Annotated in this window: 23 protein-coding genes; 18 read left to right on the forward strand and 5 right to left on the reverse strand. The window is 36.7% G+C overall.

Annotated elements, in window-relative coordinates; genetic code table 11:
* Window positions 1-47: 47 nt before the first annotated feature.
* The 3 genes from rnjA to def all read right to left on the reverse strand — a co-directional run bounded on the left by rnjA (window position 48) and on the right by def (window position 2686).
* Window positions 48-1727, reverse strand: a complete 1680-nt coding sequence (gene rnjA / locus JF73_RS03950) for a ribonuclease J1 (protein ID WP_046327058.1) — start codon at window positions 1725-1727, stop codon at window positions 48-50.
* 5 nt (window positions 1728-1732) lie between these two features.
* Window positions 1733-1957, reverse strand: coding sequence for a DNA-dependent RNA polymerase subunit epsilon (locus JF73_RS03955; protein WP_046327059.1), 225 nt, complete (start codon window positions 1955-1957; stop codon window positions 1733-1735).
* Window positions 1958-2131: 174 nt separating this feature from the next.
* Window positions 2132-2686 (reverse strand): peptide deformylase, encoded by a 555-nt coding sequence (gene def / locus JF73_RS03960; protein WP_038522395.1) that lies wholly within the window; start codon window positions 2684-2686, stop codon window positions 2132-2134.
* 255 nt (window positions 2687-2941) lie between these two features.
* On the opposite strand from def, the gene typA reads away from it, so the two are divergent.
* The 9 genes from typA (at window position 2942) to holA (ending at window position 12506) form a co-directional block, all read left to right on the forward strand.
* The gene (gene typA / locus JF73_RS03965) at window positions 2942-4786 is read left to right on the forward strand and encodes a translational GTPase TypA (RefSeq protein WP_038522398.1); all 1845 of its coding nucleotides are present in this window, start codon (window positions 2942-2944) and stop codon (window positions 4784-4786) included.
* A 97-nt stretch (window positions 4787-4883) separates the two neighbouring features.
* On the forward strand, window positions 4884-6065 hold the full coding sequence (locus JF73_RS03970; protein ID WP_046327060.1) for an FtsW/RodA/SpoVE family cell cycle protein: 1182 nt from the start codon (window positions 4884-4886) through the stop codon (window positions 6063-6065).
* Window positions 6062-6403 (forward strand): DUF2129 domain-containing protein, encoded by a 342-nt coding sequence (locus tag JF73_RS03975; RefSeq protein ID WP_046327061.1) that lies wholly within the window; start codon window positions 6062-6064, stop codon window positions 6401-6403. Before JF73_RS03970 ends, JF73_RS03975 begins: the two co-directional genes overlap by 4 nt.
* Window positions 6400-6951: a 16S rRNA (guanine(966)-N(2))-methyltransferase RsmD gene (gene rsmD / locus JF73_RS03980; protein WP_046327062.1), complete on the forward strand. Its 552-nt coding sequence runs from the start codon at window positions 6400-6402 to the stop codon at window positions 6949-6951. Before JF73_RS03975 ends, rsmD begins: the two co-directional genes overlap by 4 nt.
* Window positions 6951-7445 carry a pantetheine-phosphate adenylyltransferase gene (gene coaD / locus JF73_RS03985; RefSeq protein ID WP_046327063.1) on the forward strand — a complete coding sequence of 165 codons (495 nt, stop codon included), beginning with the start codon at window positions 6951-6953 and terminating at the stop codon, window positions 7443-7445. The genes rsmD and coaD overlap by 1 nt, the downstream gene beginning before the upstream one ends.
* The gene (locus JF73_RS03990; protein ID WP_046327064.1) at window positions 7438-8487 is read left to right on the forward strand and encodes a SepM family pheromone-processing serine protease; all 1050 of its coding nucleotides are present in this window, start codon (window positions 7438-7440) and stop codon (window positions 8485-8487) included. The genes coaD and JF73_RS03990 overlap by 8 nt, the downstream gene beginning before the upstream one ends.
* 62 nt (window positions 8488-8549) lie before the next feature.
* Window positions 8550-9266 carry a ComEA family DNA-binding protein gene (locus JF73_RS03995; protein ID WP_046327065.1) on the forward strand — a complete coding sequence of 239 codons (717 nt, stop codon included), beginning with the start codon at window positions 8550-8552 and terminating at the stop codon, window positions 9264-9266.
* Window positions 9235-11523, forward strand: a complete 2289-nt coding sequence (locus JF73_RS04000) for a DNA internalization-related competence protein ComEC/Rec2 (protein WP_046327066.1) — start codon at window positions 9235-9237, stop codon at window positions 11521-11523. The genes JF73_RS03995 and JF73_RS04000 overlap by 32 nt, the downstream gene beginning before the upstream one ends.
* Entirely contained in the window at window positions 11520-12506 is a 987-nt protein-coding gene (gene holA, locus JF73_RS04005; RefSeq protein ID WP_046327067.1) for a DNA polymerase III subunit delta, read from the forward strand. Before JF73_RS04000 ends, holA begins: the two co-directional genes overlap by 4 nt.
* 70 nt (window positions 12507-12576) lie before the next feature.
* Here the strand turns inward: holA and rpsT are convergent, their stop codons facing one another.
* Entirely contained in the window at window positions 12577-12828 is a 252-nt protein-coding gene (rpsT, locus tag JF73_RS04010) for a 30S ribosomal protein S20 (RefSeq protein ID WP_038522422.1), read from the reverse strand.
* 200 nt (window positions 12829-13028) lie between these two features.
* Between rpsT and rpsO the strand changes: the two genes are divergently transcribed.
* The 7 genes from rpsO to yihA all read left to right on the forward strand — a co-directional run bounded on the left by rpsO (window position 13029) and on the right by yihA (window position 20901).
* A complete protein-coding gene (rpsO, locus tag JF73_RS04015) occupies window positions 13029-13298 on the forward strand; it encodes a 30S ribosomal protein S15 (protein ID WP_038522425.1) in 270 nt (89 codons plus the stop codon).
* 162 nt (window positions 13299-13460) lie between these two features.
* Complete coding sequence (locus tag JF73_RS04020; RefSeq protein ID WP_046327068.1) at window positions 13461-15245, forward strand: ribonuclease J; 1785 nt, start codon at window positions 13461-13463, stop codon at window positions 15243-15245.
* Window positions 15245-16078 carry a hypothetical protein gene (locus JF73_RS04025; RefSeq protein WP_046327069.1) on the forward strand — a complete coding sequence of 278 codons (834 nt, stop codon included), beginning with the start codon at window positions 15245-15247 and terminating at the stop codon, window positions 16076-16078. Before JF73_RS04020 ends, JF73_RS04025 begins: the two co-directional genes overlap by 1 nt.
* 184 nt (window positions 16079-16262) lie before the next feature.
* Window positions 16263-17453 (forward strand): elongation factor Tu, encoded by a 1191-nt coding sequence (tuf, locus tag JF73_RS04030; protein WP_038522433.1) that lies wholly within the window; start codon window positions 16263-16265, stop codon window positions 17451-17453.
* Between the two features lie 144 nt (window positions 17454-17597).
* Window positions 17598-18923 (forward strand): trigger factor, encoded by a 1326-nt coding sequence (gene tig, locus JF73_RS04035; protein ID WP_046327070.1) that lies wholly within the window; start codon window positions 17598-17600, stop codon window positions 18921-18923.
* Between the two features lie 123 nt (window positions 18924-19046).
* A complete protein-coding gene (gene clpX, locus JF73_RS04040) occupies window positions 19047-20327 on the forward strand; it encodes an ATP-dependent Clp protease ATP-binding subunit ClpX (protein ID WP_046327071.1) in 1281 nt (426 codons plus the stop codon).
* Window positions 20317-20901, forward strand: coding sequence for a ribosome biogenesis GTP-binding protein YihA/YsxC (gene yihA / locus JF73_RS04045; protein ID WP_046327072.1), 585 nt, complete (start codon window positions 20317-20319; stop codon window positions 20899-20901). The genes clpX and yihA overlap by 11 nt, the downstream gene beginning before the upstream one ends.
* Before the next feature lie 39 nt (window positions 20902-20940).
* Here the strand turns inward: yihA and JF73_RS09825 are convergent, their stop codons facing one another.
* The gene (locus JF73_RS09825) at window positions 20941-21069 is read right to left on the reverse strand and encodes an SPJ_0845 family protein (protein WP_255409528.1); all 129 of its coding nucleotides are present in this window, start codon (window positions 21067-21069) and stop codon (window positions 20941-20943) included.
* 216 nt (window positions 21070-21285) lie between these two features.
* On the opposite strand from JF73_RS09825, the gene uvrC reads away from it, so the two are divergent.
* Both uvrC and obgE read left to right on the forward strand, forming a co-directional pair.
* Window positions 21286-23088 (forward strand): excinuclease ABC subunit UvrC, encoded by a 1803-nt coding sequence (uvrC, locus tag JF73_RS04050; RefSeq protein ID WP_038522445.1) that lies wholly within the window; start codon window positions 21286-21288, stop codon window positions 23086-23088.
* Between the two features lie 77 nt (window positions 23089-23165).
* On the forward strand, window positions 23166-24470 hold the full coding sequence (obgE, locus tag JF73_RS04055) for a GTPase ObgE (protein WP_046327073.1): 1305 nt from the start codon (window positions 23166-23168) through the stop codon (window positions 24468-24470).
* The last annotated feature ends 17 nt before the right edge of the window (window positions 24471-24487 follow it).

Below are 24487 nucleotides of genomic sequence, written 5' to 3' on the forward strand. Positions count from 1 at the left end.
ATAATTTCATTCATTATACAAAAAAGCCCGTACAAAACAGGCTTTTTTTATTTTTTCTCAACTAACATAGGTAAGATCATTGGCCGTCTTTTTGTTTTCGAATACAGAAAGTCTGACAGGTTAGCGATTATCGCATTGCGGATTACGCTATCTTTTGGGTGTTCCATTTTGTCCATCTCAGATTTTAGCACATGATAAATATGCTTTTGTGCTTGATTAATTAATTCTGTAGATTCTCTCATGTAGACAAAACCGCGACTTAAAACGTCGGGACCAGCCAGTACACGTTTATGCTTATAATCAACAGTTGCTACCACAACCACTAAACCATCTTCAGATAATACTTGTCTGTCATGGACAACAACATTGCCCACATCAGCAGTACCTGAAGTGTCAACATAAACATCGCCCGCAGGAATGTGACCGGCTATTCTTGATCCTTCAGGACCAAAACAAACTACTTCGCCGTTTTCAAGGACAAAAGTATTTTCTGCGGGGACACCGGCTGCCTGTGCTAATTCAGTATGAATGACTTGCATCCGGTATTCGCCGTGAACAGGAATCATATACTTGGGCTTGGTCAAACGAACCATCATTTTAAGTTCTTCCTGACCACCATGTCCAGATGTATGGACGTTATTTATTCGACCATGAACGACGTTGGCGCCACCCTCCATTAATTTATTAATTAAGTGGTTGACGCTTAAGGTATTTCCTGGAATCGGGTTAGAGGAGAAAATTACTGTATCTCCTGGTTGCAGACTTATTTGCCTGTGAGTACCGTTAGCTATCCGAGATAAAGCTGCCAGCGGTTCACCCTGAGAACCAGTACATAAAATCATGACTTCTTCTGCCGGGGTATGGTTAATTTCGTTAGCATCAACGATCAAACCATCAGGAACATTTAAGTAACCTAAGTCAATCCCATTTTGCACGCCATTTTCCATACTCCGTCCAAAAATGGCAACTTTACGTCCGGTATCTTTGGCCGCCTGAATAGCGGTTGAAACACGGTAAAGATTAGAAGCAAACGTGGCGAATATTATGCGACCATGAATTCCTGTAATAATATCGTGTAGCGATTTGGCTACAAAACGTTCGGACTTGGTAAATTGCGTTACTTCAGCATTAGTCGAATCAGATAATAAAGCTAGAACACCTTCGTTACCTAATTTAGCCATTTTTTGAAAATCAGGGGCAGGCTGATTCATAACAGGCGTTAAATCAAATTTGAAATCACCAGTAAACACGACTGCACCCAGCGGAGTATGAACGGCTATACCCAGAGTATCAGGAATAGAGTGGGTAGTTCTAAAGAAAGTCACTGTTAATTTTTTGAATTTAAGGACAGTGTCTTCATGCTCCTCGTGCAATTCTGTTGTCCGCAGAATGCCGTGTTCTTCGAGTTTTCCTTTAATAAGAGCCAAAGCAAAAGGAGTGGCGTAAACCGGAATTTCTGGAATTTTTTCCAGTAAAAACGGAATACCGCCAATATGGTCTTCATGACCGTGACTCACAACAAGTGCTTTAATTTTTTTCCGGTTTTTAATTAAATACGAATAATCAGAAATTACATAATTAATGCCAAGGAGATCATCTTCAGGAAACTTAATACCACAATCCATGATAATAATCTCATCTTGGTATTGAACACAATACATATTTTTGCCTATTTCGTGCAACCCCCCGATTGCAACGACGGCAACTTCATTATTTTTAATGCGCACGAAAACTACTTCTTACTCTCAAAAGAGGTCAATTTAAAGTCGGCGTGTTCTTTTTCGTAAGTTAGCGAATTTCCGGCTAATTCTTGGATGAGTTCAATATTATAGGGGGTATTCTCCTCAACCATAGTCCTTGCTGCCACCATATTATTGGCTTCAAGGTAAAGAGTCTGGGTTGTCTCCCGTCTAGGGTTGACAACCTTGTCTTTTTGATACAAAACTTTGTAGATCATATTTGTATTCTCCTTATTCAGTTTATAAAACGTTCATATTTTGGATAACAAAAAGTACCCAATAGCTAATAAAATTCTACCATACATAAGAAATCAAGTATAGAATCAAGTTCTAGTAGCTTTATTAAAAAAACCGTCAAATCAAAAAAGACGGCTTAAATATTTTTAAAACAATTAATAAATTATAACAGTATCATCATCCAGTTTGAAAGGATCTTCCTTATTAATGCGATCATAAAACAGATGTCCCCGTAAATGTTCGATTTCATGGGATGCTACAATTGCAGGGTAATCTTTTAAGCGTACGGTTTTTTCTTCTCCGGAGACAGTGTAGTAGTGGACCTTTAGCTTGTCAGGTCTAGGGACATACCCGTCAATTACCTTGTCAACGCTTAAGCAGCCTTCACCTTCACTGAGACATGCTTGCCTAACTGATTCAGACAATATTTCGGGATTAACAAAAGTTTCCTTAAAAATTATATCACCCTTATCGTTAGGAACTAATAGTGAAGCCATTTGGACACTTTCACCTACCTGCGGAGCTGCTAAGCCTACACCCGCTCTTAGTTGGTGTTTTGCGGCAATTTTAGGATCTTGAGAATTAACAAGATACTCCATCATTTCTTTAGCTAAGTTTTGGTAGTGTTCACTTAAAGGAAAAGTTAATGGTTTAGCGACTTTACGTAACACAGGATTACCATCACGGGTAATATCTTTCATTAATATCAATTAAATTCACTCTTTCATAAAAGTTTATAGTTATATTTGTAACATAAAGTAAACTAATTTGTCTGCTTTTTATTCTATACTAAATTTTTAATTTGAAAAAGAGGGATAAACGTTGACCAGTATATAGTTAGGTGGTAAAATCAATGAGCGTAAATATACAGATATGAAACACTTCGATTAGCATGTTTTTGACGTGCCGCCGAAACTGTGACATGGTCACAGTTTTTTTATTGAGGAGTGGAGGAGGAATTACTTTTGTCAGAAAAAAGAAGAAACGATATTAGGAATATAGCTATCATAGCTCACGTTGACCATGGTAAAACTACTTTGGTTAACCAATTATTGAAGCAATCCGACACTCTCCCTGAACATATGGCTCTGGAAGATCGGGCAATGGACTCAAACGATATTGAGCGCGAACGTGGTATTACTATTTTATCCAAAAACACTGCGGTTAAATATGGCGATACTACAATCAATATCTTGGATACTCCGGGACATGCCGATTTTGGTGGCGAAGTTGAACGTATTATGCATATGGTTGATGGTGCCTTGCTTCTAGTAGATGCCTATGAAGGAACTATGCCGCAAACTCGTTTCGTACTTAAAAAGGCATTAGAAGCTGGGGTTAAGCCTATTGTAGTTATTAATAAAATTGACCGTCCAGGCGCCCGTCCAAAAGAAGTTCTTGATGAAGTTTTGGAACTATTCATTGAGTTAGGTGCAAACGATGAGCAGTTAGATTTCCCGGTTGTCTATGCTTCTGCGTTAAACGGCACATCTTCATACGATCCAGATCCAGCCAAGCAGAAAGAGACTATGAATCCTATATTTGATACGATTATCAAATCTATTCCTGCACCAATTGACAATTCTGATGAGCCTCTGCAATTCCAAATTACAATGCTTGACTGGGACGATTATGTTGGCCGAATTGGTGTTGGTCGTGTTTACCGTGGTCGGGTCAAAGTCGGTGACAACATCACAGTTATGAAACGTGACGGTTCTACCCAAAACTTTAGAGTTACCAAATTATTTGGTTTCTTCGGCTTGAAGCGTAATGAAATCACTGAGGCAAAAGCTGGCGATATAATTGCTATCAGCGGTATTAACGATATTTTTGTCGGTGAAACTATTGCATCAGCAGAGAATCCTGAAGCATTGCCAATTCTGAAAATTGATCCACCAACTTTGCAAATGGATTTTGTTGCCAATGATTCTCCTTTCTCTGGACGTGAAGGTGACAAGGTTACGCCTAAGAAACTGGAAGACCGTTTAATCAAGCAAACTCGGACTGATGTCTCATTAAGAGTTGAGCCTACTGATCAATTAAACGCCTGGACTGTTTCTGGTCGTGGTGAACTGCACCTTTCAATTTTAGTCGAAGAAATGCGTCGTGAAGGTTTTGAATTGCAACTGTCAAGACCAAAGGTTATTTACCGCGAAATTGACGGCAAAATGTGTGAACCATTTGAAGCAGTCCAAGTTGATACACCTGACGAGTATGTTGGTTCCGTAATTGATTCACTTTCTCAAAGAAAAGGTGAAATGAAAAATATGGCTTCAACGGGCAATAATCAAACTCGCTTAGACTTCTTGGTTCCTTCCCGTGGCTTAATTGGTTATAACAATGAATTTATGTCCCAAACAGGTGGTTACGGCATTATGAACCACAGCTTTGATTCATATAAACCAGTTGTGAAAAACTGGGAGCCGGGCCGTCAAAACGGTGCACTTGTGTCAATTAGCCAAGGCAAATCAACTACTTACTCTTTACAGACAGTTGAGCAACGTGGAGAACTATTCATTGGTGCCGGCGTCGAAGTATATGAGGGAATGATTGTTGGCCAATCATCACGTGATCGTGATATTGCTGTTAATGTCATTAAGGGTAAAAATTTGACTAATACTCGTGCTGCCGGTAAAGACCATGCCGCTGCGATTAGAACTCCTAAGACTTTAACTCTAGAAGAAGCCATCGAATTTTTAAATGATGATGAATACTGTGAAGTAACACCAGATTCCATCAGATTAAGAAAGAAAATCCTGAACACTTCTGAGCGGCAAAAAGCTGATAAGAAACGCAATAAAAATAAATAAATTATTTAAGAAGGGCACTCACTGATGAAGTGGTGCCCTTTTTGTTTTATAATGCTTTATAATGAACGTGTATTAATCACAGGGAAGAGGTCAACTTGTGCGACAAAAACTTCACCATTTAAATTATAATATTTTACTGCCTTATATATTATTGGTTGTTTTTGGCATAGTGATGGTTTATTCGGCCAGTTCTGATATTTTATTGGTAAATGGCTTCAATCCAGCTATCTATGGTATTCGACAAGCAATATACGCGTTTTGCGCAATTTTTTTGGTTGGTGCTCTGTGCTTTTTTTTAAAATTAGGCATTTTCAAAAGTCGTAGATTTGTTGCCGGCTTTTTAGTGATTTGTCTTTTAATGTTGTTTTATCTGATCTGTTTAAAACTTTTCAAAGGATCTGCAGCTGCTGTTAACGGCTCAGTTGGCTGGATTGATTTGAAAATTATCAAAATACAACCTCTTGAAATAGCCAAGTTGGCTCTCGTAATCTATCTAGCTTATTTTTTAGACCGCCATGATGGGTCATTTAAGAAGGGGCACATTATTCAAAATCTCTCTAGACCGGCCATCTTAGCAGCATTTATGATGTTTTTAGTTATTATTGAACCAGACTTTGGAGGTACTGCAGTACTAGCAATGATAGTGATTGTGATGTTTTCTGTTTCAGGTGTCCCTGCTAAAAACGCGGTGCTTTGTCTGATTGGAATCGGCATCAGTGTCTTTTTGTTAGTATTTTTGATAATCAAGTGGAATCCAGAATTTTTGCAGGAAAGTTACCAGTACCGGCGTTTTCTCTCCTTTCTCCATCCATTTGAATTAGAGCAAAAGGGCGGAGCACAATTAGTTAATTCATATTATGCTATTCATAATGGTGGTCTACTTGGCGTTGGGTTAGGAAACAGTATGCAAAAAAGGGGCTATCTTCCTGAACCATATACTGATTTTATTCTGGCTATTATTGCCGAAGAAATTGGGGTAATAGGAGCTTTACTGGTTTTGGGACTGATATTTTACCTGATATTTAGCATAATGGAAGTTGGCAACAAGGCATCTTCTCAATTCAACGCACTGGTTTGTTTTGGTATTGCTACAATTATTTTTACCCAAACATTTTTTAACGTGGGAGCTGTTTTAGGCTTATTGCCCATCACGGGTGTTACTCTACCTTTTATTTCTTATGGTGGCTCATCTTTGCTCGTCCTTTCAGCTGCTATTGGTATTGTGTTAAATATTTCTGCTAATGAACGAATTAAAAAAGAGAAAGAAGAACTTGAATGAGTATTGAAAAAGATTTGGAGCATAAAAATATTAATCAAAGACAGAGTTTGATTGTTTATTTAAAGTCTGTTAACAATCAATACAAATTACGACGTTATGGGGATATAGTCTATTTCTCCAAAAAATGTGCTTACTGCATTTTATATGTTAATCAAAAGGATGCTGATGAAATTAGGGAGGAACTAAACGCGCTTGATTTTGTCGACCAAGTTACGAAATCAAGTTGGGATCAAATTGATCTTTCAAGTGATCATATTGAAAAACAAATAAGTGATTTGGGTGTCCAAGCTGAAAAGAAGTTACAAGAAACACAGGAAGATATGGAACAATTGTTATGAGAATTATTTCTGGTAAATACGCCAAGCGCAATTTATACACTCTTAAGAGTCAAAAAACCAGACCAACAAGTGATAAAGTTAAAGAATCTCTTTTTAACGCTTTAGGTCAGTTTTTTTCAGGGGGCAACGTCTTAGACCTTTACGGTGGAAGCGGAGCCTTGGGAATTGAAGCTGTTTCAAGGGGATGTCACCAGGCTGTAATAGTTGATATTAATTATCAAGCCGTAGAAATAATTCGTAAAAATGTTGCTCTTACTAAAGAACCTGATCGCTTTTCTATCTATAAAATGCCAAGTAATGTTGCTCTAAATAAGCTAGCAGGTGACGGGCAAAAATTCGATTTAGTTTTTTTAGATCCGCCTTATGCCAAGCAACACATTGTGTCTGACATGAAAAAAATGCTTAAATTAGCTTTATTAAGCCAAGATGCAATTGTGGTGGCTGAAACTAATGATGAAACTGAATTAGGTCAGGTTGAAGGCTTTAAGTTAATGCAGGAAAAACATTTAGGTAAGACAATTGTGCGCTTTTATCGAAAGGAAAATTAATGAGTACCGCTATTTTTCCAGGAAGTTTTGATCCGTTGACAAATGGTCATGTTGATATTATTCAGCAAGCTGCCAAGATTTTTGATCAAATTTATGTTGTAATAATGACTAATACGGCCAAGAAATATCTTTTTACTGAAAAGGAGAGACAATCCTTGGCACAGGATGCTGTCAAAGAAGAAAAAAATGTGACGGTTCTGTTAAGGCCAAATAGTTTAACGGTTGATGTTGCTCATGATCTTCAAGCTAATGTTATTATTCGGGGCGTCAGAAACAACGCTGATTTTTTATATGAACAACAAATCGCGGAAATGAATAAAGAAATAGCACCGGACGTAAGCACTGTTCTATTTTTTACCAAACCAGAGAATAGTTTTGTTGCGTCCAGCATTGTGAAAGAAATTGCTAATTTTAATGGTGATACCAAATCATTTTTACCTGCTAAAGCAGCTGCAGCAATTAGGAAAAAAATAGGTAAAGAAAAAGATGAATGAACCAAAAAAATCGACCAAAAAAAGGGGTAGACTAAATAAGTTCCTCCTGTTAATTCTAACAGTCGCTGTAATATTTATTGGCTTAAATTGGCCAACCAATTATTATATTGAAATGCCCGGTAGCGCAGTGTCTACAGGACAATTTATGCGTAGCAACTCAAAGGCACCTAATAACTTTTATTTGGTTACAGTAAGTGAAACTAGTCAGCCAGCTTCAGTATGGCAATACCTTTTTAGTTTTACCCAAAAACATGTTAGCCGGGTTCCCAAAGAAGAACTGTTAGGCAGCGCCACAAATAGCCAGTATCAAGAACTGCAAAATTGGTATATGGAAACCAGTCAGCAAAATGCTATTTATTGTGCTGCTAAGAAAGCTGGACTTAAGCCTAAGTTGCATTATCAAGGCGTTTATGTAATGCAAGTACAAAAAGGTTCGAGTTTTAGAAAAAAATTGCAAATTGGTGATACTGTTTTAGGCGCTAACGGTCATAGATTCCGTTCTACTGCAGAAATGATCAATTACCTGCAAAAGAGAAAAATCGGCTCAAAAGTACAGATAACAGTTCTCAGAGAGCAGAAAAAAATTGCTTTTACCGGTAAAATCGTTAAAGTCAAGGGAACAGGGAAGCCAGGTATTGGTATTCAATTAGTTGAGCATACTAAAGTTGAAACCAAGCCCAAGTTAACTATCAATGCAGGCGATATTGGTGGACCGTCTGCGGGTTTGATGTTTACGCTGACTAGTTATGAAATCTTCTCGGGTGAACATTTAGCAAAGGGCCATAAAATTGCTGGCACAGGCACTATTACTCCTTCTGGAAAAGTCGGCATCATTGGTGGAGTAGATAAAAAAGTGGTTGCTGCAGATAAGGCAGGTGCCGAAGTATTCTTTGCCCCTACTGATACTGGTGGATTGAAAAAGAGCGCCAATAATTATGTCGTCGCCAAAAAGACAGCTAAACAGATCGGAACAAAAATGAAAATTGTTCCTGTTCGTACTTTTGATGATGCTCTCAATTATTTACGTAAAAATTTCAAATAAAGTATAAAAAAGCTCAAAATTTTTTGAGCTTTTTTCGTACTTAAAATTGGGAGTTGAAAACAATGGATTGGGAAAAAGTTAAAAATTTTATTGCACAATACAAACTCTATTTTGTCGTGGGACTTGTTTTGCTAGTTTTAATTATTGTCATTTGGACAAGAAAAGAGACGCAAAAAGATGAATTGATCGATTTTAATGAGGATAAAAGTGCTGCCTTTGCCAATAAAGAAAGCCTTGATAATGACGAGAATGATAAAGAACAGGTAAAAGCCGCCGCAAAAAAACAAGTAATTGATAAACCACAAAATGTTACGTGTGATATTTCTGGTGCAGTCAAAAATCAAGGTGTTTATACGTTAAAAAAAGGAGCTCGCTTAAATGAGCTAATCACTGCTGCAGGCGGATTAAAAACCAATGCCCAAATCAAAAATGTTAATCGGGCACTAATTTTGAATGATCAGGATAAAATTCGTATTCCTTATAAAGGTGAAAAGATCACTAAAAAAGCAATTGTTGAAACCTATTCTTCGGACAGTGCTGAACCAAATTCAGCTGAAGTGGCGAGCGATACAAGTGTAGCTGAAAATAATAAAGTCAATATTAACACAGCGGACGCAGCTCAATTACAAAAACTGAATGGCATAGGTGAAAAAAAGGCCCAGCAAATTATTAGTTACCGACAAGAAAATGGTCAGTTTAAAGCAATTGACGAACTTAAACAAGTTTCTGGAATAGGGGACAAAACTTTTGCAGGACTTAAGGATCAACTGGAAATTTAGCATTCTCAGACCAGGCTTTTTCTTATTATTAGGACTTTTATTAATTGGTTTAAGTTTTATTATTTTTCAAAAACAAAATGTAACGCAAAAATTGGTCTGTTATGCTTTGATTAGCTTTTTAACATTATTATTAATTTATAAATTTAGCAACTTAAAATGGGTTATTTTACTGTCAGTACTTCTGATGGCGATTATTTTCCATGTCGATAACAAAGAAACGAAATTTATGCTGACGCCTCATGCCACTGTCGACGTTTATCCTGATCAGGTTAAAATTTCGGATGATTGGTTTTCCGCTGAGGCAAAAACACCGGGCGGCAGAATTTTAATTTCGGGAAAATTAACTCCTAATCAGCTTAGAAAAATTGCTCAGGGTTATCAAATTACTTTTTCTCATTTGGCTGGTGAGGTAAGTCAAATTGAGCCTGCTTCTAATTACGGACAATTTGATTTACGTTCTTTTTATCGCAGCAAGAACATTACTCAACAAGTCAAATTGACTAGTTGCAATCTTAAAGTAGAAAAAAGAGGGTTTTGGAATTATTTACATTATTTACGCTATCGTTTAAAGACATACTTGCATAAAATGCCACCTATACTTTCTTTTTTCAGTTATGAACTGCTCTTAGGGGAAAATCCCAGTCAAGATTTTCAACCGATCTTAAATAATTATCGCGATCTTGGCGTCATTCATATTTTGAGTATTTCAGGCTTACATGTTGGTATTTATACCCTCGTAATTAGTACGATTTGTTATTTTTTCAAGTTGACTGAAAATGAAGCCTTTTGTTTTTGTTTACTTATTTTGCTGGTAGGGATATTTCTTTGTAATGGTCAAGCAGGTTTTGTGAGAGCAAGTTTGACTTATATCATTGGCAAGATTTTAACTTTAAATAAACTGCAAATAAATAAACCAGATTTGTTAGGGCTGACGGCGATAATTCATTTGCTTATCAATCCGCGTTTAATGCTCGGTACTGGTGCATTATTAAGTTACATCTTGGCACTAGGATTAGAATTAACAAATAAAATGACGAACTTTAAGCAATCTGTTGCTTTAAACATGCTCCTTTTACCTTTATTATTGTTTTATTTCTTCCAGTTTAATTTTCTAACGGTTATCTTTAATCTGATTATTGTGCCTTATTTTAATTGGGTGGTGATGCCGATAACATTTTTAAATTTAATGGTATTTAAAATAACGCCGCATTTGAGTTGGCTGTTAGAAGGAATATTAGAAAAGAGTGAGCAATTAATTGCGCGGTTTTCTAGAACCCAGATCGGATTATTTACTTTTGGTAAAATCAATTGGTGGCAGTGCTTATTTTTGCTCTTACTAACTTCTGCAATATTAGTGGCTATTAATGAACAAACTTCTAGCATTAAATTTAAAAAATATCTTTTGAAAGGCACCTTGTTCTTTTATTTAATAATCTTTCTCAGCATCCATTTTCCGTTGCAAGGGCAGGTAACATTTATTGATGTCGGTCAAGGTGACAGCATATTAATATCTACTCCCTTATTTAGACGCGTTTTTCTGATTGATGTTGGTGGGAAATTAAACTTTAACGGTAAAAAAGTAACTCCGCAAGTTAATAAAATTACAATTCCATTTTTAAAAGCACAGGGAATAAGCAAGATTGATGGTATATTTTTAAGTCATCAAGATGCAGATCATGTGGGAGACTTGGGACCATTGCTGGATCAAGTTAAGGTAAAAAAATTATACATGGCTCAAGGACTTCTAGACAATCCTTCCTTTCGTAAACGGATTGCCTCGCGCATTGGTAAAAAGCAGGTTGTGCAATTATTAGCTGGGCAAAATGTTAAATATCCAGATATTTCTTTTGCAATTGTTTACCCGTTTAAGCCGGGTATTGGCAAAAATGAAGATTCTTTGTCATTAACATTTAAATTAGCCCGTAAGCAGTGGTTGTTTACTGGCGATCTCGGTCAAGCAGGGGAAGCAGAAATCATGGCTAAGTACCATTTACACGCAGATTACTTTAAATTAGGTCATCATGGCAGTCGGACAGCCTCCAATCCAGATTTTTTAAAGGCTTTACAGCCGGAAAGAGTTTTTGTATCTGCCGGACGTCATAATAGGTTTGGCCATCCACATGAAGAAACAATTGGAACGCTGCAAAACCAACATATCTCATGGGCTTCCACTCAGGACTGTGGTATGATAACTTGGAACTATGGCGGATTAATGAAACCAAAATTTAAACAATTTTTACCGGTGGCAAAAAAATGACGTTACTTTCTTTATTTAAGAATTCCCAGCAAAACACTCTAAATACTCTTATTAGTGGGTCTGATACTTTTTTAAACGATTATCTTGCTAAGTCCTATCTGCAGGAAGAACAATTCTCAGACTATGAAAGGGTAATGGTTGATTGTGAAACAGATGGATTAGATAATTTAATTGCAGCTCTCACTGAATCAAGCCTTTTTAGTCAAAAAAAAGTGCTGACTGTTAAGAACCCTTTTTTTCTGACCGCTAAAGTACCACAAAAATATCATAAACAAGTTGAGCAATTACAAAATATTTTTGAAAATAGTTCCCAACTGGATGATGTGGTAATAATGGTAGCGTCATATGAAAAACTGGATCGGCGCAAGAAAATAACTAAAATTATTACGCAAAATTTTAACGTCGTTGAAGCCCAAGTAAAGCCCTATGAACTGAAAAAAGTAGTCAGAGGGCTGATTACAAGTGAAAAATACCAAATAACAGACGATGCCCTTAAATTGCTTTTGGAGCGTAGCGATCAAGTGCTGGATACGGTTTTGAGTAACTACAATAAACTGAAAATGACGGCAATCGATCAGAAAATCACAACTGCATTAGTTGAAAAGAACACTGATTTGTCACTAGCACAAAATATATTCGCTATTTTAGAAGTTGCTTTAAGGAAAAATTATCAAGAAGCACTAACACGTTTAGATAATCAACTACATAATGGTAACAGTCCAGTGCAGCTTTTAGCTGTTTTTGAAAATCAAATAGAGTTTATTTTGGTGGTAAAGGTGTTGCAAACCAGAGGGAGAAGTGAGGCAGAAATTGTGCGTGAGTTAGGTGTACACCCATTTCGAGTTAAGGTGGCTCTCAGGAATAACATAGGTTTACAAAAATTAGAAAAATTATTACAAGAAGCCATTAAACTTGATTTTAATTATAAAAACGGACAATATCGCAGTGAGAATTTTTTAAGACTTTTTATCCTGAGTGTTTGATATTTACAGCAAAAAAAAGACAGAAATGATATTCATTTCTGTCTTTTTTGATTATTAATAATCAAGATCATTATTTTGCAAGTTTTGCTAAACGACTCTTATCGCGGTTAGCTTTATTTTTGTGAATAAGACCTTTGGAAGCGGCCTTATCTAATGCACGAGCTGCTTCTACATGTAATTCGGAGGCGTTCTCAGCACCAGCTGCTTGAGCAGTCTTGAACTTCTTAATAGCAGTTCTTAATTTGTTCATTTGAGCGGCATTGCGCTTTCTAGTAGCATCTTGAGTCTTAACACGCTTAATAGCTGATTTAATTTGTGGCATAAAAATTCACCTCCATCAATCGTAATTCTACTTTATAGATTATACTGAAAGATAAATGCAGATGCAAGATAAATTATACTTGCTTTTTAAAAAAATTGTCTGTATTATACTATTGTTGTGAACCGTTAACGCTGTTTGCGCGCTCACACCTGACGGTTAACGTTGTTAACGGCAATTATTCTAGTGAAAGGTGAAAAATAATGGCAATTTCAAAAGCAGAAAAAGATGAAATAATTAAAAATTTTGCGACTCACGAAGGTGACACTGGTTCAACTGAAGTTCAAGTTGCAATCTTGACTACTGATATTAACAATCTGACTGAGCATATGAGAAATCACTCACATGATCACCACTCTTATGTTGGTTTGTTAAAGAAAATTGGTCACCGTCGTAACTTACTTCGTTATTTACAGAATAAGGATATTAATCGTTATCGTGAATTAATTAAGAAATTAGGTTTACGTCGTTAATTTCATTTGCAATGTCAAAAAGCTGGTTCAAAGTTTTGAACTGGCTTTTTTATTTTTGTCAAACTGCTATTTTATGCTAGAATAAAAAAAGATACTTTTTACGTTGTGATCACACGATCCCTAAATAACAACTGAATAGAAAATTAAAGAAAAGGAAATATAATGACTGATCAAGTTAAAATTATGATTCTGAGCGGTGTTCGTGAACAAGGAAAAGACATGTTCGCCGTTCAAGTTAATGATGAAATTTTTGTTCTTGATGCCGGTCTTAAATATCCTGATAGTACGTTGTTTGGAATTGATTTGGTTATTCCAGATCTGGACTTTTTTGAACAATACGGCGATCAGGTTGTCGGCATCTTTTTAACACACGGACATGCTGATTCTATCGGCGCTTTGCCTTATATCTTACGCCAGTACGACATACCCGTTTTTGGTTCACAACTAACAATTGAACTAGCCAAGATTACTGTTAAACGCGAAAACAAACGTTGCAAAAATAGTCTTTTTCATGTGATCGATGCAGATACTGAGATTGAATTTAAGAATGCTAATATCTCATTTTTCCCTACAACACACTCTATTCCTGACTCTTTGGGAATTGATGTGCATACCCCTGCAGGTGAAGTTGTTTACACAGGAGATTTCAAATTTGATCCTTCAGCAGCACCCAAATACCGCACGGATCTGGATCGTTTAGCAGAAATAGCACATAAAAAGGTATTGGCACTGTTAAGTGATTCTTCCAATGCTGAAGCATCACTTCCTAACGTTGCAGAACAGGATATTGGGGATTATGTAACGAATGTTTTTCGTAATGCCAAGGGCAGAGTAATTGTAGCGGCTAAAGCTTCTAATTTAATCAGAATTCAAGAAGTATTAAATGCCGCGCATAAAACCGGCAGACGTGTTTTATTGACTGGCAGAGACTTAGCTAAAATAGTGCGAACAGCTATGAGCTTGGGTTATCTAACAGTTCCTAAAGGTCTGTTAATGCGGGTTAAAAATTTAAAAGAAACTCCTGATGAAAAAACCGTCATTCTTGAAACGGGTCAAATGGGAGAACCTTTAAATTCCTTGCAAAAAATGGCTAAAAAGCGCCATAGCATGATCACAATTCATAAAGGCGATTTGGTTTTTATTGCTACAACACCGTCGCATTCTGTTGAAACGATTGTGGCGCAAACTAGTGATCTGGTTTATCGTGCTGGAGGCACTGTTATCCAGCTTGGTAAAGCTAAACACACTAGTGGTCACGCTACCGGCAGGGATCTCCAACTTCTAATTGGTATCTTAAAGCCCCAGTTCTTAATTCCTGTAATTGGTGAATACAGACTGCTTGAGGTTCATAAAGATTTAGCTATCAGAGCCGGACTAAAAAGAGAAAATATTTTTATCACGAAAAATGGTGATTGCTTAAGCTACGATTTTAACCAAGAACGACTTTACCTGACTGATCCGGTTCCAGGAGAAGATACAATGATTGACGGCTCTGGTATTGGCGATGTTGGCAACATCGTACTGCGCGATCGTGAAGTATTGTCAGATGATGGTATTTTTATTGCTGTAGTTACGATTGACCGGCGTAAGAAAAAAATTATAGCTCAACCACAGGTAACAAGTCGGGGCTTTGTTTATATTAAGGCCAACCAGCAGTTAATGCGTGACAGCATTGAATTGATTAAAAAAACTATTAACAACAATTTTGAACATAAAAAATTTGATTGGACTGAAATTAAACAAGATGTCCGTAACGATTTGGAAAAGTTTTTATATCGTAAAACAAATCGCAGACCAGTGGTTTTACCAGTAGTAATGGAGGTTAATCAGAATCGCCACCGTGCTATGCAAAAAAGAAATAGCAAGAATGAGCAGACGAAGGAAGAAACCCATCATCCAGTTGATGTTAATAAGACTGGCCAAAGGATTGTCAAGAAAGATAAATAATGACGTCGTTAAGTCAAAAAAATTTGCTTAATTTGGCAAATAAAGTTGCAACAAATGGTGACTTTCCCCAAGCAGTTCAATATTTGGAAGAAGCTTTACGAGATGGCTACAGTGAGACAATTGTTCTCAATCTTTGTCAGATGTACATTAAGAATGGGCAGAATTATTCAGCCTATGAACTAATTAAAGAAGAAAAAGATTTATTTACTGATGCCCAAGTTTTCTCTGTTTATAGTAAAGTTTTACAGGCGAATAACTTTTTGATTGAAGCACTTGAAGTGAAAAATATTACCGGTTATGATTTGCCGGATAAAATTCAGCCTGTTCCTTTGAAAGAGCAGCAGCAAATAATGCTCAATTTTAAAGGAAAAAGCAAACCGACAAAATTTGACTATGAGCAACTTTTTAAACTTGATTTAATTAACTTCCAAAATTATGCTCAAAGCTTACTAATTGATCCTAGCTTGAATTTTGCTAGCCGCATAGTTTTATGTGAGGATTTATTTCGCTTAGGCATTAAGGAAAAGTTCAAGGTATTAGTGTTAGGGCAGACTGAGGAGTTTATCCCGCAAAAAATTAACTTGCTTGAAAAAGAGCCAATTTATCGTGAAGTTGTTTCTGGTATTGGATCGAGATATTATCATAAACCGAGCCAACTTCCAGCGGTTTTAGGCGAAGTAAATTTGATTTTAGGCAGTCTTTATCCTAAACTAAGTAAGTATGTTGATGATCCAGATAGTTTTGCCAGTGATATTGCTTCATATATTGAAAACCAAGATGGTAGGAGCAATCAAAAACTGTTTGAGAGAATTGATCATAATATATCCGAATAAAATTGGACAAATACCTTTACTTTTTCAAAGTATTTAGTATAATAGCAAAGGACGTTTTCATTAGGCATGGCTCTATGCATTAAAATACTAGGCATTTGCCAATGAAAGTAGTACAATATTCAACAGAGAACTATCCGTTACTTACTCAACGGACTTCTTGCAAATTTACAGGAGGGTCATTTTAATGGCAGAAAAAGAACATTACGTTAGAACAAAGCCACACGTAAACATTGGTACTATCGGTCACGTTGACCATGGTAAAACCACTTTAACAGCGGCTATTACTAAAGTTTTATCAGAAAAGGGCTTGGCTAAGGCTGAAGATTACTCAGAAATTGATGCTGCGCCAGAAGAAAAAGAACGTGGTATTACTATCAATACCGCTCACGTAGAGTACGAAACTGAAAATCGTCACTACGCCCACATGGATGCCCCAGGTCACGCTGACTACATCAAGAACATGATTACTGGTGCTGCTCAAATGGATGGAGCTATCTTAGTTGTTGCGGCAACTGATGGTCCTATGCCTCAAACTCGTGAACACATTTTGCTTGCTCGTCAAGTTGGTGTTAACTACATCGTTGTTTTCTTAAACAAGACTGACTTAGTTGACGACCCAGAATTGATCGACTTAGTTGAAATGGAAGTTCGTGACTTATTAACTGAATACGATTACCCTGGTGATGATATTCCAGTTATCCGTGGCTCAGCTTTGAAGGCATTACAAGGCGACAAGGAACAAGAAGAAGTTATTTTGAAGTTGATGGATACAGTTGATGAATATATCCCAACTCCAGAACGTCAAACTGACAAGCCTTTCTTAATGCCAGTTGAAGATGTCTTCACTATTACTGGTCGTGGTACTGTTGCTTCTGGTCGTATTGATCGTGGTACAGTTAAGATCGGTGATGAAGTTGAAATTGTTGGTTTAGTTGATAAAGTTCTTAAATCAGTTGTTACTGGTTTGGAAATGTTCCACAAGACTTTGGACTTAGGTGAAGCCGGAGATAATGTCGGTGTATTGCTTCGTGGTATTGACCGTGACCAAGTTGTTCGTGGACAAGTTCTAGCTGCACCTGGCTCAATTCAAACTCACCACGAGTTTAAGGGTCAAGTTTACGTACTGAAGAAGGAAGAAGGAGGACGTCATACTCCATTCTTCTCAGACTACCGTCCGCAATTCTATTTCCACACTACTGATATTACAGGTGAAATTGAATTACCAGAAGGTACTGAAATGGTTATGCCTGGTGATAACACAGAGTTTACTGTTAACTTAATTAAACCAGCAGCCATTGAAAAGGGTACTAAGTTCACTATCCGTGAAGGTGGTCGTACTGTTGGTGCTGGTCAAGTTACTGAAATTCTTGACTAGTTCGTTAAAAGACAGTTTAAAAAGATGTACTTCTTCATAGAAGTACATCTTTTTTTGCCTAAATTTGTTTTTTACGAGCGTTTAATGTAAGATAATTTAGTATGTAACGATGCAATTTAACTTGACATTGGAGGTATTTAATTAATGTCTGTAAAATGGAATAAAACCGATAAAACTACCGGTGAACTTACTTTTGATATTCCCCAAGCTGAAGTAAAGCGTGGGCTAGATCAAGCATTTAAGAGAGTGAAAAATAGTCTGCGTGTCCCGGGCTTTAGAAAAGGACACGTTTCCCGTGTTATTTTTGATCAGTATTACGGTGAAGAATCATTATATGAAGACGCATTAAACATCGTTTTACCAGCAGCATATTCTGCTGCTATCAAAGAAGCTGATGTTGCTGCTGTTGGTCAACCTCAAATTTTGCCTGTTTCAATGGAAAAGGGTAAGGACTGGCAAATGAAAGCCACAGTTACTGTTGAACCAGAAGTTAAATTAGGTGAATACAAGGGAATTGAAGTTCCTAAGCAAAATACTCGCGTTTATGCCAAAGATATCGATGCCAAGCTAAAGGAAGAACGCGAAAAGAATGCTGAATTAGTCTTGAAAAAGAGCGCTGCAGCTAAGGGCGATACCGTAACTATTGACTATAAAGGTACAATTGACGATAAAGCTTTTGATGGTGGCTCTGCAGACGATTACTCGCTTGAACTAGGTTCTAACACATTTATCCCTGGCTTTGAAGACCAATTGATTGGTCATAAAGCTGGAGATGATGTTGATGTTGTTGTAACTTTCCCTGAAGATTATGGAGCAAAAGATTTAGCTGGAAAAGAAGCTCACTTTGCAACTAAGATTCATGAAGTAAAATCAAAGCAATTACCTAAATTAGATGATGAATTTGCTAAAGATGTAGATGACTCGGTAGATACTCTTGATGACCTCAAAGAAAAGATCAAGAAGGACTTGAAAGCTCAAAAAGAAGATTCTGCAAAAGAAGAAATTGAGCAAGCAGCTATCGAAGGTGCAGTTAATAATGCTACCATTGATAAAATTCCAGATGCAATGATTCAAGAAGATATTAATACCCAAATGAATCAATATCTAGGAAATATGCAACGCCAAGGTATTAGTCCAGAAACTTACTACAAGATAACTAATACTACTGAAGCACAATTACGCTCACAATTTGCTAAGGATGCTGAAGAAAGAGTAAAAACTAACTTGGTTCTTGAAGCTATTGTCAAAAAAGAAGAAATTAAAGCTTCAAAAGAAGAAATTGACAAGGAAATTAAGAACTTAGCCAGTGAATACAACATGGACGAAAAGACTGTCCGTAATACTCTGACTGATGATATGCTTTCTCATGACATTAATGTGCGTAAAGCAATTGACATTGTTGCTGACAGCGCAAAGCAAGTTGCAAAATCCAAAATAAAAGAAGACGAAAAAAAGTCTGATAAAAAATAGGATTTATCTCTGAAATACTGAGGCAGTGTCATACTGCCTCTTTATTTTATCTCCGAGCAAAAAATTCATGTATAGCCTCTATTTTATGCTAACCTTAAAGTTGAAGATATGAGGAGGAATATGATGGCATCACAATTTACTGATCAACAAGAGGAAATTAAATGTTCCTTTTGTGATAAAACACAAGATCAAGTTAAAAAGATGATTGCTGGTAATGGTGTTTATATTTGTAATGAGTGTGTGGATTTATCAAAAAGAATTATTGATGATGAATTGAAATCTGACTCATTAAAAAAGGCACGTGATTTACCTAAGCCAATGGAAATAAAAAAGCAGCTTGATCAATATGTTATTGGGCAAGAACGTGCTAAAAAAATTCTTTCGGTTGCTGTATATAACCACTATAAACGTGTCACCCAAATGGACGTAGATTCTTCAACCGAATTACAAAAATCAAATATTGCTTTGATCGGACCAACTGGGTCAGGAAAAACTTATTTAGCCCAAACATTGGCTAAAATATTAGATGTGCCTTTTGCTATTGCAGATGCAACTACTTTAACTGAGGCTGGTTATGTCGGTGAAGACGTTGAAAACATTTTGCTTAAGTTATTGCAAAATGCCGATTATGATATTGAGCGTGCAGAACGCGGCATTGTTTATATAGATGAAATTGATAAAATTTCTAAAAAGTCTGAAAATGTCTCGATTACCCGTGATGTTTCTGGCGAAGGTGTACAACAATCTTTACTGAAAATTTTGGAAGGTACAATTGCTTCTGTGCCACCTCAAGGTGGTCGTAAGCATCCACAGCAAGAATTAATTCAGATTGACACTACGAATATCTTATTTATTGTCGGTGGTGCTTTTGACGGCATTGAGCAGATCGTTAAAAATCGTCTGGGCAAAAAAATAATAGGTTTTAGTGCTGAAAATGAATTGAATAAAGTTCAGGATGATTCCTGGACAGAACATCTGACGACAGGTGACTTGGTTAAATTTGGCTTAATTCCGGAATTTATCGGAAGAATACCTATAATTGCTACTTTGGATAAACTTGACAGTGCTGATTTAGTAAGAATTTTGACTGAGCCAAAGAATGCTCTAGTCAAACAATATAAGAAACTATTGTCACTTGATCAAGTCAACTTAGAGTTCACTGAGGAAGCTTTAAAGGCGATAGCTGATTTGGCAATCGAACGTAATATGGGTGCTCGAGGTTTGCGTACTATAATTGAAAACGCGATGATGGGTATCATGTATAAAACGCCAAGTGAACCGGACATTGAAAAAGTAAAAGTTACTAAAGATGTAATTGAGAGTAACGCTGATCCTGAAGTAACTCGCCGTGAAGATGATAATCCAGAAGATAATTTGGAAATAAAGGCTGCTAATGATCATTAAAAATAGTTCATACGCTATTAGTGCAGTCCGAGAGGAACAATATCCAACTGATAATTTACCGGAAATTGCACTTTCAGGACGCTCAAATGTGGGTAAATCAAGCTTAATTAACACATTGTTAGGCCGTAAAAATTTAGCGCGGACGTCGGGTCAACCGGGTAAGACGCAAACACTAAATTTTTATCTAGTTAACGATGACTTTTACCTAGTTGATGTTCCTGGATATGGTTATGCCAGAGTTTCGCAAAAGAAAAGACAGCAGTTCGGCGAAATGATTCAAGATTATCTGGAAACCAGAGCAAACTTGCAAGGTTTAATCATTTTAATCGATGGTCGCCATGATCCTACAAAAGATGATATAGCCATGTATAATTATGCGCTTTATTTAAATCTACCGATTTTGGTGGTTTGCACAAAAATTGACAAGATTAAGAAAAATCAGCGAAATCAGGTCCTCAGTGCATTAAGTCATAAGCTTGATCTAAAGCACGATAACGTGGAAGTCCTTACTTTTAGTTCAGTTCAAAAATTACATGTCAAAGAAGTGTGGCAATGGATTGAACAAAATCTGTAAATTTGTAAGAAAAAAATGGTTCTCTTAGGAGAACCATTTTTATTTATCCTTTTGCTTGTCTTTTTCGTCTTTGTCTTTGGTGAACTTTTTCTTTTTATCTTTTGGCACTGTCGCAAATTTATCGAATAGTTTTTCTAGTTCATCTTGTTTTTTGAATGTTAAACCCATAATTAAATTCCTTCCTGATTTCATTATAATAAAAATAATATTAAGTAGCTAGCTAGATTTTTGAACTAAGTTTAAATAATATTATTTATGTAAAGCAAACAGATAATGATTATAATAATTTAAGTAATAGCATAAAGTGTTTAATGAGCAAAAGCAAATTTCAAACGGTAAATTATATGTTAAAATAATATAGCTGATTTTGGAGGGAGTGATTTTTTGGCATCGCAATTAATTGAAAATAAGTTAAAACTATTACCGGCTAAGCCAGGTTGTTACTTGATGAAGGATGTTAACGGTAAAGTAATTTATGTCGGCAAGTCAAAAAATCTAAAAAGTCGTGTACGTTCTTATTTTAAAAGTACTCAGGTTGGAAGACGTGCTGAATTAGTTGAAAATATTAGTGACTACGATATCATCACGGTTTCGACAGATAAGGAAGCATTTTTACTTGAAGTAACATTAATTAAGAAGTATCAGCCATATTATAATGTACAATTAAAGCAAGGTACAGGTTACCCTTATATTGAAATTACTAACGAGCGAGATCCTCAAACAAAATTAACTAGTATTATTAGAAAAGATGGGGGCTATTATTTTGGCCCTTACCCGAATGTTTACGCTGCTCAGGCTACACTCAAATTCATCCAGAAAGTTTTTCCGTTAAGGCGCTGTCATGGTAAACAAGGTAGGCCTTGCTTATATTATCATATGGGTCAATGCCTTGGCGCCTGCTTTAAAAATGTACCCAAATCAGTTTATGCCGCTCAAATCAAAAAGATCAAAAGTTTTCTGAACGGTGATATTGGTTGGGTCAAAAAAGACCTTAATCAAAGGATGGAAACTGCATCTCAAAACCTGGAATTTGAGCGCGCAGCTGAAATTCGCGATCAACTTAATTACATTGAAGAAACCGTTGAAAAGCAAAAAATAATTTCGAATGACAATACTCAACGTGACATTTTTAACTTTTACGTTGATAAATCTTGGATTGCCATTCAAATTTTCTTTTTAAGACAAGCTAAGCTGCTCAGAAGCGAAACTAGGATGTATCCGTTAACTGATACTAATGATCCTGAAGATACATTCTCCTCGTTTATTGTGCAATTTTACGGGCAAAGAAATAGAATACTGCCTAAAGAAGTTCTTGTGCCTGCCAAAATTGATAATGAAGCTCTAAGCGAGGTTTTACATGTACCGGTGAGAACGCCAAAAAGAGGGCAAAAGCGTTCCTTATTAAATATGGCAAAAGACAATGCCAAACTCAAGCTGGACGAAAAATTTCGCTTGCTGGAATTAGGCAATAGAAAAACTAAAGGAGCACAGAAAGAAATTTTTGATTCCTTGGGGTTGCCTTATGGTCATGTCATTGAGAGTTTCGACCATTCACATATTCAAGGAGCTGACCCAGTTTCGGCTTTGGTAGTTTTTAGAGACGGCGAACCGGACAAAAATTCATACCGGAAATATAAATTAAAGGGCGAAGTCGAGCATCAAAATGGTGGTGATGAAGTGCGCAATACCCGTGAGGTTGTCCGCAGGCGGTACAGCAGACTACTTAAAGAGCATAAACCAATGCCGGATTTAATTCTAATGGACGGTGGTCAAATTCAGGTTGATGCGTGTGAAGATATTTTAAGAAATGAGCTAGACCTTAACATTCCAGTAGCTGGTATGGTTAAAGATAATAAGCACCGCACAAATCATCTTTTGTATGGAGATCCTATTAATGGTGTGCCCTTAAAGTTAATTCCGTTAGATCCAAAATCACAAGGCTTTTATTTGATGACTAGAATTCAGGATGAAGTACACCGCTTTGCTATTACCTTTCATAGAAAAACACATGCCAAAAATGCACTGTCAAGTAAACTTGATTCTATTAAAGGAATTGGTCCTAAAAGCAGGAATAAGCTATTAAGACATTTTGGCTCTTTGAGAAAAATCAAGGAAGCTTCAATTGATGAATTGCGCTCTGTTGGTTTGACGTTACCGCAGGCTCAAACTGTTAAATTAACGTTGTAATTATTGATTTAAACCCAAATTCCACTAAGCATTTGTGGTATAGTAATAAGGTTAAGAAAGACGGAAGGAGAATCTTTATGCCAACATTTGTCGACCAAACTAAGATAGAAGTCCAAGCCGGAAAAGGTGGCGACGGTATGGTTGCTTTCCGCCATGAAAAATATGTCCCTAATGGCGGACCAGCTGGCGGCGACGGAGGTCGTGGCGGCAGCATTATTTTTGTTGCTGACAGCGGTTTAAGAACATTAATGGACTTTCGTTATCGCCGTAAATTTAAAGCTGAAAATGGCGAAAACGGTCGCATTAAATCACAATATGGTCGAGGAGCAAGCGACTTATATTTAAAAGTACCTGTTGGTACAACTGTTTATGATTTTGAGACTAACGAAGAAATTGGTGACCTCACTAAAAATAAACAAGAATTAGTGGTTGCACGCGGGGGCCGCGGAGGTCGCGGCAATATTCATTTCGCCACCAGTGTTAATACCGCTCCTGAAATTGCTGAAAATGGGGAACCAGGAGAAGACCGGGTTTTACGTTTAGAAATAAAGGTTTTGGCAGATGTTGGTCTTGTGGGCTTTCCTTCTGTAGGCAAATCAACTTTATTATCTGTTGTAACTAAAGCTAAACCTAAAATTGCTGCTTATTCTTTTACGACCTTGACTCCCAATTTGGGCATGGTAATTTTACCTGATGGACGTGATTTTTCTATGGCAGACTTGCCCGGCTTAATTGAAGGGGCAAGTAATGGTGTAGGATTGGGAATCCAATTTTTACGTCATATTGAAAGAACTAAAGTAATTTTGCATTTAGTGGCAATGGATCCTGCTAATGGGCGTGAAGCAATCAAAGATTATCAGACTATTCGTCACGAATTGCTGCAATATGATCAGAGCCTTGAAAAGAGACGTGAAATTATTGTTGCAACTCAAATGGATATCCCGGGTGCAGAAGAAAAATTAAGTCAATTTAAAAAGGACTTAAAGTCTCAGCAAATTAACAAGCCAGTTTATGCTATTTCTAGTGTCACTCACAAGGGTATTGACCAATTGATGCAGGATACGGCTAGTTTGATAGAACAAGCTGAAAAAGAACAAGTTGCCAAGACCACTGAAAACGTTCAAAATGTTAAAGAATACAAATATGAACAAAAGCAAAAACAAGAATTCGAAATTATTAGATTAGAAGAACATGTTTTTGAAATCAAAGGTGAAGGTATTGAGAGGTTGGTTGAACGGACTAATCTTGACTACCATGACGGAGTTATGAGACTCGCACGCAAGCTGAAAAACTTAGGTGTTGATGATGCATTACGTAAAAAAGGAGCCGTTGACGGCGATGATGTAATCATTGGTTCATTCAATTTTGAATTTGTCCAATAAAATAATAGAAAAGTTTT

It is taken from the genome of Lactobacillus helsingborgensis, from assembly GCF_000970855.1.
Lineage (GTDB): Bacteria > Bacillota > Bacilli > Lactobacillales > Lactobacillaceae > Lactobacillus > Lactobacillus helsingborgensis.